General features: G+C 64.7%; 11 protein-coding genes and 1 tRNA gene. 4 read left to right on the forward strand and 8 right to left on the reverse strand.

What is annotated here, in order from left to right; all coding sequences use genetic code 11:
• The first annotated feature begins 5 nt into the window (after positions 1 to 5).
• Positions 6 to 833 (forward strand): class I SAM-dependent methyltransferase, encoded by an 828-nt coding sequence (locus C5L14_RS19000; RefSeq protein WP_105863614.1) that lies wholly within the window; start codon positions 6 to 8, stop codon positions 831 to 833.
• Between the two features lie 73 nt (positions 834 to 906).
• On the opposite strand, the gene C5L14_RS19005 is transcribed toward C5L14_RS19000, so the two are convergent.
• The 7 genes from C5L14_RS19005 to C5L14_RS19035 form a co-directional block, all read right to left on the reverse strand.
• Positions 907 to 4,086, reverse strand: a complete 3,180-nt coding sequence (locus tag C5L14_RS19005; protein WP_181161237.1) for an efflux RND transporter permease subunit — start codon at positions 4,084 to 4,086, stop codon at positions 907 to 909.
• Positions 4,087 to 4,088: 2 nt separating this feature from the next.
• The gene (locus tag C5L14_RS19010) at positions 4,089 to 5,306 is read right to left on the reverse strand and encodes an efflux RND transporter periplasmic adaptor subunit (protein ID WP_105863616.1); all 1,218 of its coding nucleotides are present in this window, start codon (positions 5,304 to 5,306) and stop codon (positions 4,089 to 4,091) included.
• Positions 5,307 to 5,549: 243 nt separating this feature from the next.
• The gene (locus C5L14_RS19015; protein ID WP_210203259.1) at positions 5,550 to 6,971 is read right to left on the reverse strand and encodes a DHA2 family efflux MFS transporter permease subunit; all 1,422 of its coding nucleotides are present in this window, start codon (positions 6,969 to 6,971) and stop codon (positions 5,550 to 5,552) included.
• The gene (locus C5L14_RS19020) at positions 6,968 to 7,630 is read right to left on the reverse strand and encodes a TetR/AcrR family transcriptional regulator (RefSeq protein ID WP_105863617.1); all 663 of its coding nucleotides are present in this window, start codon (positions 7,628 to 7,630) and stop codon (positions 6,968 to 6,970) included. Before C5L14_RS19020 ends, C5L14_RS19015 begins: the two co-directional genes overlap by 4 nt.
• 153 nt (positions 7,631 to 7,783) lie before the next feature.
• Positions 7,784 to 8,602: a molybdate ABC transporter substrate-binding protein gene (gene modA / locus C5L14_RS19025; RefSeq protein WP_105863618.1), complete on the reverse strand. Its 819-nt coding sequence runs from the start codon at positions 8,600 to 8,602 to the stop codon at positions 7,784 to 7,786.
• 208 nt (positions 8,603 to 8,810) lie between these two features.
• Positions 8,811 to 9,464, reverse strand: a complete 654-nt coding sequence (gene msrA / locus C5L14_RS19030) for a peptide-methionine (S)-S-oxide reductase MsrA (protein WP_105863619.1) — start codon at positions 9,462 to 9,464, stop codon at positions 8,811 to 8,813.
• A gap of 106 nt (positions 9,465 to 9,570) precedes the next feature.
• The gene (locus tag C5L14_RS19035) at positions 9,571 to 10,029 is read right to left on the reverse strand and encodes a hypothetical protein (protein ID WP_105863620.1); all 459 of its coding nucleotides are present in this window, start codon (positions 10,027 to 10,029) and stop codon (positions 9,571 to 9,573) included.
• Between the two features lie 95 nt (positions 10,030 to 10,124).
• Here C5L14_RS19035 and C5L14_RS19040 point away from each other — a divergent pair.
• Positions 10,125 to 10,214 (forward strand) — tRNA-Ser (locus tag C5L14_RS19040).
• A gap of 162 nt (positions 10,215 to 10,376) precedes the next feature.
• Here the strand turns inward: C5L14_RS19040 and C5L14_RS19045 are convergent.
• The gene (locus C5L14_RS19045) at positions 10,377 to 11,303 is read right to left on the reverse strand and encodes an AraC family transcriptional regulator (protein WP_210203263.1); all 927 of its coding nucleotides are present in this window, start codon (positions 11,301 to 11,303) and stop codon (positions 10,377 to 10,379) included.
• A 113-nt stretch (positions 11,304 to 11,416) separates the two neighbouring features.
• On the opposite strand from C5L14_RS19045, the gene C5L14_RS19050 reads away from it, so the two are divergent.
• On the forward strand, positions 11,417 to 12,451 hold the full coding sequence (locus C5L14_RS19050; protein ID WP_105863622.1) for an SDR family oxidoreductase: 1,035 nt from the start codon (positions 11,417 to 11,419) through the stop codon (positions 12,449 to 12,451).
• Positions 12,452 to 12,755: 304 nt separating this feature from the next.
• A complete protein-coding gene (locus C5L14_RS19055; RefSeq protein WP_105863623.1) occupies positions 12,756 to 14,162 on the forward strand; it encodes a purine-cytosine permease family protein in 1,407 nt (468 codons plus the stop codon).
• Positions 14,163 to 14,173: the final 11 nt, after the last annotated feature.

Below are 14,173 nucleotides of genomic sequence, written 5' to 3' on the forward strand. Positions count from 1 at the left end.
CGGCCATGGACATCGAAGGCGCCGTCGCCAGCCATTACACGCAAGGTTCGCTCGAACGCACGCTGTTTGCGGCACTGGAGGCCGCCGGCAAGGATCCCGACCGCCTCACCACCGGCGATCTCGCCGGCATCGACGAGTTCCATCTCGGCTGGGCGGCCGCCACCGAGGAACTCGCCGAAGATCTCGGTTTCACCCATGCCATGCATGTGCTCGATGTCGGCTCGGGCATCGGCGGGCCGGCAAGGCATCTGGCGCAGGCGCTCGGCTGCAGCGTCACCGGTATCGACCTCACGGCCGAATTCGTCACCGTGGCGGAAGCGGTGACCCGGCGCTGCCATCTGTCCGGGCGGGTCTCCTTCGTGCAGGGCAGCGCCCTCGCGCTGCCCTTCGAGACCGCGAGCTTCGACGGCGCCACCCTGTTCCATGTCGGCATGAACATCGCCGACAAGGACACGCTCTTCCGCGAGATACGCCGGGTTCTCAGGCCGGGAGCGCGCGTCGGCGTCTACGACATCATGCACCAGGGCAAGGGCGAACTGCCTTTCCCGATGCCCTGGGCGATGACCTCGGCCACCAGCTTCGTCGAACCGCCGAGCCGCTACCGCCAGGCCCTGGCCCAGGCCGGCTTCAGCCTGGAGCTCGAGCGCAGCCATCGCGACCTTGCGCTCAGGCTCGGCCGCGAGATGAAGGAGAAGGTGGCCCGCGAGGGCCCGTCGCCGCTCGGTCCCCAGGTGCTGATGGGCGAGAACGCTCCCCTGCGCATCGGCAATGTCATGTCGGCCCTCGCCGACGGGCTGATCGCCCCCATCGAGATGATCGCGCGGGCCGCCTGACATCGATTTTTCCTGGGAGGGCAGGCGAGGATGTGCTCCCCCAGGAACGTCCTTTGCCCAGGGGTGCGGCTCCTCACCGCATCGCCACCGCCCGCGGTTCGGGCAGGACCAGATCCTGGTCTTCCCCCGGCTCTGCAGCCAGGAGGGTTTCCGGCGACTCGGCCGGCTCCTCCGCATCGCGGCCGCTTCTCAGCCATTTCGAAAAGCCGTCGAGATAGAGATAGATCACCGGCGTGGTGAACAGGGTCAGCACCTGGCTGACGATCAGGCCGCCCACCATGGCATAGCCGAGAGGCTGGCGGATCTCCGAGCCGGTGCCGGAGCCCAGCATCAGCGGCACGCCGCCGAGCAGGGCCGCCATGGTGGTCATCAGGATCGGCCGGAAGCGCAGGAGGCAGGCCCGGCGTATCGCCTCCACCGCGCTCATGCGGTGATCGCGCTCGGCGACGATGGCGAAATCGACCAGCATGATGCCGTTCTTCTTGACGATGCCGATCAGCAGGATGACCCCGATCAGGGCGATCAGGCTGAAGTCGAAATGGAACAGCAGCAGCGTCGCCAGCGCCCCCACCCCCGCCGAGGGCAGGGTCGAGAGGATGGTGAGGGGGTGGATGAAGCTCTCATAGAGGATGCCGAGGATCAGGTAGACCACCACCAGGGCCGCGACGATCAGCATCGGCACCGAGGCGAGCGAGTCCTGGAAGGCCTGCGCCGTGCCCTGGAAGGTCGAGCCGATGGTGGCCGGCAGCTCCATGCGCTTTTCCAGAGCCTCGATGGCGGCCGTGGCCTGCCCGAGCGCCACGCCGGGCGCCAGGTTGAAGGAGATCGTCACCGCCGGGAATTGCCCCTGATGGTTGATGGCCAGCGGGCGGACGGGATCGGTGCTCCATTTCGCAAAGGCCGAGAGCGGCACCTCGCCGCCGGTAGTCGGCGAGCGCAGATAGATCTGCTGCAGCGTCGCCGTGCTCTTCTGCAGGGAAGGCAGCACCTCCAGGATGACGTAATAGGTCGAGAGCTGGGTCGAGAATTGCGCGATCTGGCGCTGGCCGAAGGCATCATAGAGCGTGGCGTCGATGATGTCGGGCGTCAGCCCGTAGCGGGCGGCCTGGTCGCGGTCGATCGACAGGGTCAGCGTGGTGCCGGATGCCTGCTGGTCGGAGGCGACGTCGCGCAGCTCCGGCATCGTCTTCATGGCTTCCAGGAGCTTGGGCGCCCACTGGTTGAGCTGGTCGATGTCGGTGCCCTGCAGGGTGAACTGGAACTGCGTGCGCGAGGGCCGGCCGCCGAGGCGCACATCCTGGGCCGATTGCAGATAGAGCCGCGCGCCTTCGACCGCAGCGGTCTGGCGCTGCAGGCGGCGGATCACTTGGTCGGCCGAGGCGCTGCGCTCGTCGCGCGGCTTGAGCGTGATATACATGGTGCCGTCATTGAGGGTGTTGCCGTTGCCGCCCATGCGCATCGCCATATGGGCGATGGCCGGGTCCTTCAGCACGATGGCGCCCAGCTCCTCCATATGGCGGGCCATGTCGGCCACGGACGTATCCTGCGCCGCCTCGACGACGCCGGTGATCAGGCCGGTATCCTGCTGCGGGAAGAAGCCCTTGGGGATGATCACGAACAGATAGCCGGACAAGGCCACCGTGGCGAAGAAGGTCAGCAAGGTGAGGAAGCGGAAGCGCAGCACGAGGTCGAGGCCGCGTTCATAGGTGTTCACCATGGCTTCGAAGAAGGACTCGCTGAGCTTGTAGAGCCTGCCGTGACGCTCCTCGTGAATCGGCTTGAGGAAGCGCGAGGCCATCATCGGCGTCAGGGTCAGCGAGACGAAGGCCGAGACCACGATGGTCATGGCCAGGGTGATCGCAAATTCGCGGAACAGCCGCCCGATGATGCCACTCATCAGAAGGAGTGGAATCAGCACCGCGATCAGCGAGATGCTGATCGACAGGATGGTGAAGCCGATCTCGCCGGCCCCCTTGAGGGCAGCGGCCATCGGCTTCTCGCCCTCCTCGATGTGGCGGGTGATGTTCTCCAGCATGACGATGGCGTCATCGACCACGAAGCCTACCGCGATGGTCAGCGCCATCAGCGAGAGATTGTCGAGGCTGTAGCCTGCCAGCCACATCAGGGCGCAGGCGCCCAGCAGGGCCAGGGGCACGGTGATGGAGGGGATTACCGTGGCCCATACGCTGCGCAGGAAGACGAAGATCACCATGACGACGAGGCCGATGGTGAGCAGCAACGTGAACTGCACGTCCTTCACGGCGGCGCGGATGGTCTGGGTGCGGTCCGACAGCACGGAGATCTTGATGGCGGGCGAAATGCCCGCCTCCAGGCGGGGCAGCACCTTCATGACATTGTCGACGGTGTCGATGACGTTGGCGCCGGGCTGCTTGAAGATCACCAGGAAGACGCCGCGCTTGCCGTCGGCCCAGCCGGCCTGGGTGTCGTCCTGAGGCGCGCTCACCGCCTGCCCGATGTCGCGCACACGCACGGGACTGCCATTGCGGTAGGCGATGATGACGTCGTTCCAGTCCTTGGCGTCGGTGAGCTGGTCGTTGGCATAGATGGTGTAGGAGCGGGTGGCGCCGTTGAAGGTGCCCTTGGGATTGTTGACGGTGGTGACAGCGAGCGGCGTTCGCACGTCCTCCAGCGACAATCCCTTGGCCACCAGCTTGGCCGGATCGACCTGGACCCGGATCGACGGGGTCTGCTGGCCGCCGACATTGACCTGGCCCACACCGCCGATCTGGCTGATGGCCTGAGCCAGCTTGGTGAGCGCCTGATCGGAAACCTCGGTCAGCGGCAGCGTGTCGGAGGTGGCGCCGAGCAGGAGGATAGGGGAATCGGCCGGGTTGACCTTCCGATAGGTCGGCGGGCTCGGCAGGTTCTTGGGCAATTGCCCATTGGCGGCATTGATGGCCGCCAGCACGTCCGCGCCGGCGCCGTCGATATTGCGGGACAGGTCGAACTGCAGGGTGATCTGGGTCGAGCTCGTCTGGCTCGACGAGGTCATCTCCGAAATGCCGGGGATCAGCGAAAACTGCGTCTCCAAAGGCTGGGCCACCGACGAGGCCATGGTGGCGGGGTCGGCGCCGGGCAGGCTGGCGGAGACCTGGATGGTCGGGAAATCCACTTCCGGCAGCGGCGCCACCGGCAATTGGGGATAGGCGATGATGCCCACGAACAGGATACCCACCATCAACAGCGTGGTGGCGACCGGATAACGGATGAAGGGGGTCGAGATGCCGGGCATGATCAGTCTGCCTTCCCAGTAGGATTGGTGCCCGCCTGCGGCGCGGCCTGCGCGGCGACCTTCCCATCGGCTGAGGCCAGCGGCCGGGCCTCGACCTCCGCCCCGTTCTGCAGGCGTGCCTGGCCGGAGACCACCACCTTCTGCCCGGCGGACAGGCCCTGGCTGACCACGGCACGGCCATTGCCGCTCATGCTCACCTGGATCGGCGTCGCCACGGCCTTGCCGTCGTCGCCGATCACATAGGCGAAGAGGCCGGATGGCCCGTGCTGGACGGCATCCTCGGGCACCACCAGGACCTGCTTGAGCGTGTCGACCAGCAGGCGGGTGTCGACCGACAGGCCGGGCCAGAGCGCATTGTCGGCATTGTCGAAGCGCGCCTTCAGGCTGATCGTGCCCGTCGCCTGGTTGACGGTGTTGTCGATCACCGCCAGCGTGCCGTGGGAAAGGACGGTCTGGCCATCGGAGCTCAGGGCCACGACCGGGGCCGGCCCGTGATCGAAGGCTTTCGCGATGGCCGGCAGCAGATCCTGAGGTTCGGTGAACTGCACGGCGATAGGCTGAAGCTGAGCGATGGTGACGATGCCGTTCTGGTCGGCGGCATGCACGATGTTGCCCGGATCGATCTGCCGGAAGCCGGTGCGGCCGGTGAAGGGCGCCTTGATGGTGGTGTAGTCGAGATTGGTCCGGGCATTGGCGATGGCCGCGTCATCGCCCTGGATCTGCGCCTTGACCTGGTCGACCAAGGCCTGCTGGGTGTCCACGGCCTGCTGCGACTCGAAGCTCTTCTGGGCGAGATTCTGGAAGCGCTGCAGGTTCAGCTGGTCGTTCCTGAGGCTGGCCTCGTCCTGGGCCTTCTTGGCGATGGCCTGGTCCAGCGCGGCCTGATAGGGACGCTTGTCGATCTCCACCAGGGCATCGCCCTGCTTGACAATCTGCCCCTGCTTGAAGAACACCCTGGTGATCTCGCCGTCGACCCGGCTTCTCACCGTCACCGTCTTGAAGGGTGAGACCGTGCCCAGGCCCTCGACCTCGACCGGATAGTCGGCTTTCGCCGCCGTTGCGAAGGTCACCGGCACTTTGGCGGCGGGCGCGGCCTGGGCCTCGGTCGCCGGGGCAGCCTGGGCAAGGTGGCGCCAGGCCGCATAGCTTGCCAGGCCGACCATCAGGATTGCCAGCCCGGCGGGCCAGCGGCGGAGCCTGCGTTCACGTTCGATATTCATGGGTCCGATCCGTCGAATCGCGCCTGCCTGCAAGCGCGCCTGCTCTCGGACGTTTCGTCACTTATGCACTCGAGCCCGATCCATAAGCCAGGAAACGTCCTGGGGTTCGGACCCGATTTGGGCGGCGATGACGACGGAAGTGTGGGCCAGTGTTAAGGGATGTTTCTGCCAGACTTCGATTGGTGTCTGGAGGCTCCGGATCACCCCATCGTGATACCGTGTGATGGGACCGCGCCGCTCGCTTCACTCCGCCGCGGCGGGCGTGCGGGGGGCCGGGGCGAGCAGCTCGCTGCCGACATTGCGCGGCAAGGTGAGGAAGATCAGGCCCGAGGTCACGGCGATCATGCCGATCATCAGGAACACCGGCGGGAAGACCGGCGCGGTGAGATGGCTGGCCCCATGCAGATGCATCGAGGTCTCCAGCGCCAGTGCCGCGATGGAAACGCCGACCGAACCCGCCAGCTCCTGCAGCACCGAGGTCATCGAGGTGACCCTGCCCATCAGCTCGGGCGGAATGTCCGAGACCCCGGCGGTGTTGATCGAGGTGAATTGCAGCGAACGGGTGAAGCCGGCGGCAAGCAGGGTGAGGGAGATCAGCAGCACCGGCATGCCCGCGTGGAACAGGGCCGGGGCCGCCACCAGGCAGGAAGACAAGAGGGCGTTCCAGGTCAGCACCCGGCGAAAGCCGAGCCGGCGCAGGATCGGCCCGGCGAGCGCCTTCATGGCCATGGCACCGGCGCCGGTGGCAAGCGTCAGCAGGCCGGACTGGAACGGGCTGAAGTCGAAGCCGAGCTGGAAATAGAGCGCCAGCAGGAAGGGTGTGGCGCCGACGCCGATACGAAACAGGAAGCCGCCACCGATGGCGGCCCTGAAGGTCGGAAAGCGCAGCAGCCTCAGTTCGATCAGCGGGTTGGCGACCCGCCCGGCATGATAGACATAGAGGCCGATCAGCCCCAGGCCCGCCACGGCCAGGCCGATATTGACGCTGGCCGGCACCAGGTCGAGGCCCGACAGGGTCGCCCCGCCCATCAGCGCCACCAGGCCCGGCGCCAGGATGAGAAAGCCGACGAGGTCGAAAGGCCGTCGCTCGTCCTCGCGCACATTGGGCACGTAGAGGCTGGCCAGGACGATGCCGAGCACGGCGATGGGGATGTTGATCCAGAAGATCAGGCGCCAATGGAAATAGGTGGTGATGAAGCCCCCGAGCGGCGGCCCGCTGAGCGGGCCGAGCAGAGCCGGCAGGGTCAGCCACATCATGGCGTTGACGAGGTCGTGCTTGGGCGTGGTCTTGAGGATGATCAGCCGGCCAACCGGCGTCATCATCGCCCCGCCCATGCCCTGGACGATGCGGGAGGCCACCAGTTCGGTGAGGTTGGAGGACAGGCCGCAGGCGATCGAGCCGAGGCCGAACACCACGATGGCGGCGCGAAACACGGTGCGGGCCCCGAAGCGGTCGGCCATCCAGCCGGAGGTCGGAATGAAGATCGCCAGCGACAGCAGATAGGAGGTGAGGGTGAGCTTGAGATAGATCGGGCTGGTGCCGAAATCGCGCGCGATGGTGGGCAGCGCCGTCGACAGCACCGTCGAGTCCAGGTTTTCCATGAACAGGCCGGTGGCGATGATCAGCGGCAGCAATCGGCCCTGCGATTTCAGCCCCTCGCTCACGAGGGTGCTCTCCCTCCGCGGCCGCGCTGGCCCGGCTTGAGCCGGGTGACCACTCCTTCCGGCGCCGGCCGCCCCTGGGCGATGCCGTTGAGCGCCATGTCGACCACGTCGCGCGTCACCTCGACGTCGGAGAGATAATCGGCACCCACCCCGGTCCAAGCCATGCCGATCAGCAGCCGCGCCGCCATGTCGGCATCGTAGATCCGGGCCTCGCCACGGCGCTGGGCTTCCTCGATCACCGTGATCAGACGCTGGGCGATGGCGCCGCGGCGGCGGCGGAAGATGCGCCGCTTGGAATTTTCGCCCTCGTTGAGATCGCGGATGGTGCTGAGATGGGTGCGCACCGTGGGCACGATCTCGGCGACGAGATAGGTCAGCCGCTCGCGGAAATTGCCCTCGCGCAGCAGCGCCGTGTCGAGCCGGACCTCCAGATCGTCGAGCGTCTGGGCAAACACCGCTTCGAACAGCGCCTCCTTGCTGGCGAAGTAGCGATAGACGGTGGCCTTGCCGATGCCGGCTTCGAAAGCGATATCGTCCACCGAGGCCGCATCATAGCCCTGGCGCGCGAAGATGCGGCCAGCCGCGTCCAGCAAATTGTTGCGCCGGACGTCGCGCCAGTGCTCTTCCCCAGTGGACTTGTCGTCCGTGCGCTGCTCCATGATGGCCCCGAATCAAAACCCGGTGGTTACGGATAAAACCAACGAGTCTCATTTCTTGCCCGAATTCCGGCCAAATTGGGAGAGGACGAAGCGCGGGATTGGACACAATCGAGTGAGGATTGTTGCCGGTCTATGAAGCAGGGCCTCCTCGGCCTATTCCTTCAGCAGCGTGAAGCCGGCCTTGGCAAAGGGTTTCCGGCCGTCCGGCGTCTTGAGATAGCTCAGGAAACCGGCAGCATCGGCGCTCTTGGAAACGGCCGTCAGACCGAAGGGATAGACGATCGGCTCATGCGAATCCTCGGGGAAGGTGGCGACGACCTTTACCTTCGGATCGGCGGCGGCATCGGTGGCGTAGACAACGCCGAACTTGGCTTCGCCGCGCGCGACCAGAGCGAGAGCGGCACGCACATTGTCGGTCTGCGCGAATTTCGGTTCGACCGCCTTGAGGATCCCGAGCTTCTCGAAGGCGGCCCGGGCATATTTGCCGGCCGGCACCGTCTTCACTTCGCCGACGGCGATCTTCCCCTCGCCGATGGCACCGGCGAGATCGACTCCGGGCTTGAGTTCGACGGTGGCGGCGGCATCGGCCGGCGCGATCAGGACCAGGGCGTTGCCCAGAAGCTTCATCACGCTGCTTTCCTGGATCAGCTTCTTGTCGACGCCGTATTTCATCCAATCGAGATCGGCCGAAGCGAAGATTTCGGCCGGCGCCCCCTGCTCGATCTGCTTCATCAGCGCCGAGGAAGCGGCATAGGAAATCACTACCCTCTTGCCGGAGCTTGCGGTCCAGGCCTTGGCAGCCTCGTCGAGCGAGCCCTTGAGGCTGGCGGCCGCAAAGACGGTAACCTCCCCCTCCTCCGCCGCTGCCGGCGCGGCCTTGGCGGCAGAAGCATCCCCGGCCCGCGCCATGGCTGGCGCGAAGGCGAGGCCGACGGAGAGAGCCAGAAAAGCCCGGCGGGCGAAGCGCAACATGCTGAAATCCCCTGACAGCCGCAATGGCTATATATCATGGAATATAGCGCTGAGGGAGGGAGTGCAAGACAGGCCGGCAGGCGCGAATGTCGCGCCTGCCGGACAGGGATCGAAAATATGTGGAACTCGGGCGGCTCAGAGCCCGTCAGGCCCGGAACGAACCCGGCAATGACGAAAATCGGGTTTCACCGATTTTCGGTCGGGCTCTTCAGGCCGCCACGCCCACGCCGATCGGGCAGGAGACGCCCGTGCCGCCCAGGCCGCAATAGCCGGCCGGGTTCTTGGCCAGATATTGCTGGTGATAGGCTTCCGCATAATAGAAGGGCGGTGCCTCCAGGATCTCGGTGGTGACGGCACCATAACCCTTGGCGGCCAGCGCCTCGCTATAGCGCACCTTGGCCGCCTCGGCTGCCTGGCGCTGCGCCTCGCTGGTGACATAGATGCCCGAGCGGTATTGCGTGCCGATATCGTTGCCCTGGCGCATGCCCTGCGTGGGATCATGCGCCTCGAAGAACACCTTCAGGAGCTGATCGTAGGATATGGCCTTGGGGTCGAACACCACCTTCACCACCTCATTGTGCCCGGTGAGGCCGGAACAGACCTCCTCATAGGTGGCATTGGGAGTGAGACCGCCGGCATAACCCACCGCCGTGACCAGCACGCCCGGGGTCTGCCAGAATTTGCGCTCGGCGCCCCAGAAGCAGCCCAGGCCGAAATAGGCCGTCTCGCTGCCCGCGGGATAGGGGCCCTTCAGGGCCGCGCCGTTGACGAAATGGGTATCCGCCGTCTCGATGGCCTCGCCGCGCCCCGGCAGGGCTTCGTCGGCGGAGGGAAACGCCGTCTTCTTGCGAAAGCCGAACATGTTCTTCCTTCCTGTTCTTATGGTTGCCACACCAATATGGGTGTACGGACCGCCCTTGTCAGGGGCCAGTTCCATCACGGATGCGTCAGCCCGGCTGCGCGCCCCTTCACAGATGCGAGACATAGCCGATCCGGCTCGCCGGCGGCCGGCCCAGCCAGAAGAACAGGGCCGAGAGCATCACCAGCACCAGCGCGAAGGGCAGGCCGAGCAAAGGCGAGACCAGATTGTTCCACAAAAACACCGAGAGCGACGCTTCCACCCAGGCGCGCATATGCTCATAGCTCGCGGGGCTGAGCCAGAGCCAGACCGCGCGCACCGGCAGGAAGACGAAATGATTGTCGGCGATCGAGCGCGTACCGTCGACCACCGCGGCCACGAAAGCGGCGGCGACCAGGAACAGGCCGAGCGAACGAGCCAGGAAACGCATCACGCACCCCACCACTGCATTGTGCCAGTCTAGCGCGGGGCCTCCCTCGCGCGTAGGAAATTCGAGCTCGAAGGTGAACGTTTCCGAAGAGGCGAGCAGACGATCCGCATAACCCGGGCCGCGTCCTACATACCGCATGCGGCTTGCCTGGCGAATGAAAGCGCCGCCACCTTCAAAAAACTGCAATCCCCCGTTTACAAATTGCGCCGACATCGCCATAAGCACCGCTCGACGGAAGGGTGGCCGAGTGGTTGAAGGCGCACGCCTGGAAAGTGTGTATACGGGAAACCGTATCGCGGGTTCGAATCCCGCCCCTTCCGCCAACCATGGCTTTGTACAGCCCAGAGACATAGGTAACGTCTTGTACCTAAGGCAGGGGTGACAATCTCGTGCCGAACGGATTGTCGAGCTCTCCCGCGTCCAACCACACAGGATGATCCTCTAAATACAGCCGCCGATAATACGCTAAAGGACCTTCGCTTCTCTCAGCGAAGAGGGGGTGGCATGTGGTTTCGGTAGGCCCTGGGTGAATGGCCAGTCACGCGCTTGAAGGCATTGCTGAAAGCGCTTTCGGAAGCATAGCCAAGCGATTGGCCAATAGCCGCCACCGAAGCGGCTTTGTCCCGCAAGGCGCGCTCGGCAAGGCGCATGCGCCATTCGGTAAGATAGGTTAGCGGTGCAACACCCGCGACCATCTTGAAGTAGGAAGCAAAAGTCGTTCGCGACATGGCGCACGCTCGGGCGAGTTCCTCCAGATGCCAGGCACGGCGCGGATCGCTATGCATCAGCTGCAGGGCGGGAGTGATGCGTGAATCGCCCAGTGCGCGCAGCCAGCTTGCCGACATGGGAGCTGCGGTCTTCAGGTGCGCCCGCAAAATCTGAATGAATAGGAGTTGGGCGAGATGCGCCGACGCGAGTTGCGTGCCGGGCAATCCGCTCGACCGTTCTTCGACAAGCTGGTCGAGAAGGTATCGAAAAGCCGTTGCTTGCGGAGAGGTAGCTGGTACGTGAATCCAGGCTGGCAGAACGTTCGCCAGCAGCCGTCCGCTTGCTGGATCGAGCAGGACGTGGCCGCCAATATACGCGAAGTCTCGGCCATCGCCGAGCTGCGCCGTCGACCTGCCGGTGCCCGAAAACAGAGGCATCGCATCAACCGGAGCGACGCTGGAATCGCTAGCCAGAACGAAAGACCGTCTCGCCGTCAGAAGGCCCACATCTCCGGTTTCAAACCGAGCCGGTTCCGTCTCGCCGTCGATGCTGACCCAGCAATGGCCTTTCACGATGGCGAAGAACTTGATCTTGTCCGGCGCAGGAAAACGGATCGCCCATGGCCCTCCCGCTGTGAAACCTCCCGTTACCAGGGACGCCGCATTCGTGAGTTTGAGAATGTCGGAAAAGGGATCGGCCTCCATATTCGTACTTTCACGCAAGTAACGCGAACTTTCAAGCATTCACAATCCGCCTCTCGAGCCTTAGCTCATCAAACCATTGGCGTTTCAATGGTCAAGTGACTCTGGAGATCTGCGTGAGCGAGAAACTGGTACTGGTAACGGGCGGAACCGGGTTCATAGCCCAATACTGCATCCTGGCGCTGCTGGACGCCGGGTATCGTGTGCGGACGACCGTCCGTTCACGGTCGCGGGAAGCGGAAGTGCGCGCCCACCTCAAGATGGGCGGCTCGGAACCGGGCGATCGCCTGTCGTTTGTCACCGCCGATCTCTCCGCTGATGCGGGTTGGATGGAGGCGACCACCGGGTGCGCTTATGTAATGCACGGGGCTTCACCAACACCGACGGGCAATCAGGCGAGCGAAGAGGAGTGGATCAAGCCTGCGGTCGATGGCAATTTGCGAGTGTTGCGCGCCGCGCGCAATGCCGGGGTCAGCCGCGTAGTGGTCACGTCCGCCTTTGGAGCAATCTGTGCTGGGCATGGGCCGATGACGCGGCCCTTCAATGAGGACGACTGGAGCGATCTGACAGCCAAGAACATCTGGCCCTATCAGAAATCCAAGACATTGTCGGAGCGGGCGGCTTGGGACTTCATCGCCCGCGAAGGGCAAGAGCTTGAACTGTCTGCCGTCAATCCGGTCGCGGTGCTGGGACCGGTGCTTGGCGCCGACTATTCGCATTCCATTCGCCTGATCAAGAACATCATGGATGGCCAGCCGGGAAACCCCAAGATAAACTCGTGTTTTGTCGACGTGCGAGATGTGGCCGACCTGCATTTGCGTGCCATGACCCACGAGGCTGCCAAGGGCGAGCGCTTTCTGGCGAGTGCCGGCGAAAGCATGTGGTTGGCTGACGTGGCCAAGGTGCTGAAAGCGCGTATGGGGCCGACCGCCGACAAGGTATCGACGCGGGTTCTGCCCAACACGGTGGTGCGCCTCGGCGCGCTCAAAGATCCTGCGTTGAGAGGGGCCGTGCCGCTACTGGGCCTCACTCTGAATGCCAGCAGTGAAAAAGCCATGCGCCTGCTCGGTTGGACGCCGCGTCCGCGCGAGGAGGCTATCGTCGCCACCGCCGAGAGCCTGATCCGGTTGGGTCTGCTGAGGGGCGGCTGACGGCCTTCTTATCCTGCCATCCGAAGAAACGACCACCGTCTCCAATTGAAAAATCTGGTCCGGTGCGCAGACCTCCGGATCGACATGGAAGCGCCGCGCTTGCCGGGGCGATACGGCTTCTATGGGATTGCTAACGAAAACCACACCGGCAAGGTCAACGATCCCCGTTCCTTTGCCCCGCTTCTCCGCGCGACAACCCACGCACAATCCCCCTTGACTCTCCCCCTTCCTGCGCGCATTGAAACAATTTGTATATACATATTTCAGCATAGGTATTTGCACATCGGCTCTTGGGAGGGGCGGCATGGCAGCACAAACGGGCGCGATCGAGAAACGGACGATCGACCGGATTCCCGAGGGTGAGCGGCATGGCTCTCCCTTCAACCAGTTCACCCTGTGGTTCGGCGCCAATCTGCAGATCACCGCGGTGGTCGACGGCGCGCTCTCGATCGTGTTCGGCGCCGAAGCGCTCACGGCCATCATCGGCCTGGCCATCGGCAACCTGCTCGGCGGTGCGGTGATGGCCCTGCATTCGGCGCAGGGCCCGCGGCTCGGCCTGCCGCAGATGATTTCCTCGCGCGCCCAGTTCGGCGTGAAGGGCGCCACTTTGCCCCTCCTCCTCACCGTGGTGATGTATCTGGGCTTTGCCGCCACCGGCACCGTGCTCTCCGGCCAGGCCATCAACCTGATGTTCGGCGTGGAGAACCCGGCCTTCGGCATGATCGCCTTCGGCCTCATTACCGTGATCGTCGCGGTGGTGGGCTACAATCTAATCCATGTCATCGGCAGGATCGCCACCGTGGTCGGCATCCTCGGCTTTGCCTATCTCGCCTTCCGGCTGCTCGGGCAGTACAACGTCGCCGACGCTTTCGGCCAGAAGCCCTTCACCATGGCGACCTTCCTGCTCGCCATCGCGCTCGGCGCCGGCTGGCAGCTGACCTTCGCGCCCTATGTCGCCGATTATTCGCGCTACCTGCCGTCGTCCACTCCCGCTTCGGTGACCTTCTGGTCGACGCTGCTCGGTTCGGCCATCGGGGCGCAGATCGCCATGACTTTCGGCGCCGTGGTGGCGGCCCTCGGCGGCAAGTTCCTGGCCAACCAGGTCGGTTTCCTCGGCGAACTCGCGGGGCCGGGCGTGGCCGTCCTGGTCTATGTCGTCATCGTCACCAACAAGCTGACGGTGAACTGCCTCAACGCCTATGGCGGCTCGATGACCCTGCTCACCACCGTGAGCGCCTATGCCGGCCAGCGCAGCGTGTCGCAGGCGGCACGCATGGCCTATATCCTCTTGTTCGTGGCCGGTTCGGTGGCGATCGCCCTGTTCGCCAGCGCCCACTTCCTCTCGGCCTTCAAGAATTTCATGCTGCTGCTGCTGGCCGTGTTCGTGCCCTGGAGCGCGGTGAACCTCGTCGACTACTACCTGATCTCCAAGGAGAAGGTGGACGTTCCCGCCCTCTACGACGCCTCGGGCCGTTATGGCGCCTATAACTGGACGGCGCTGGGCTGCTACCTCTTCGGCGTGCTGATCCAGATCCCCTTCCTGAACCAGGCGCTCTATGAGGGGCCGATCGCCAAGATGCTCGACGACGCCGACATCTCCTGGATCGTCAGCCTGGTGGCGACCTCGGTGATCTACTACGCCCTGGCACGCAAGAGCGCCAACGTCCCCGGTGAGATGATCCTGCCCGAGGACAGGACCGCGCGGGCGTGAGCGGCGCAGTC

The sequence above is a fragment of the Labrys okinawensis genome, from assembly GCF_002982075.1.
GTDB lineage: Bacteria > Pseudomonadota > Alphaproteobacteria > Rhizobiales > Labraceae > Labrys > Labrys okinawensis_A.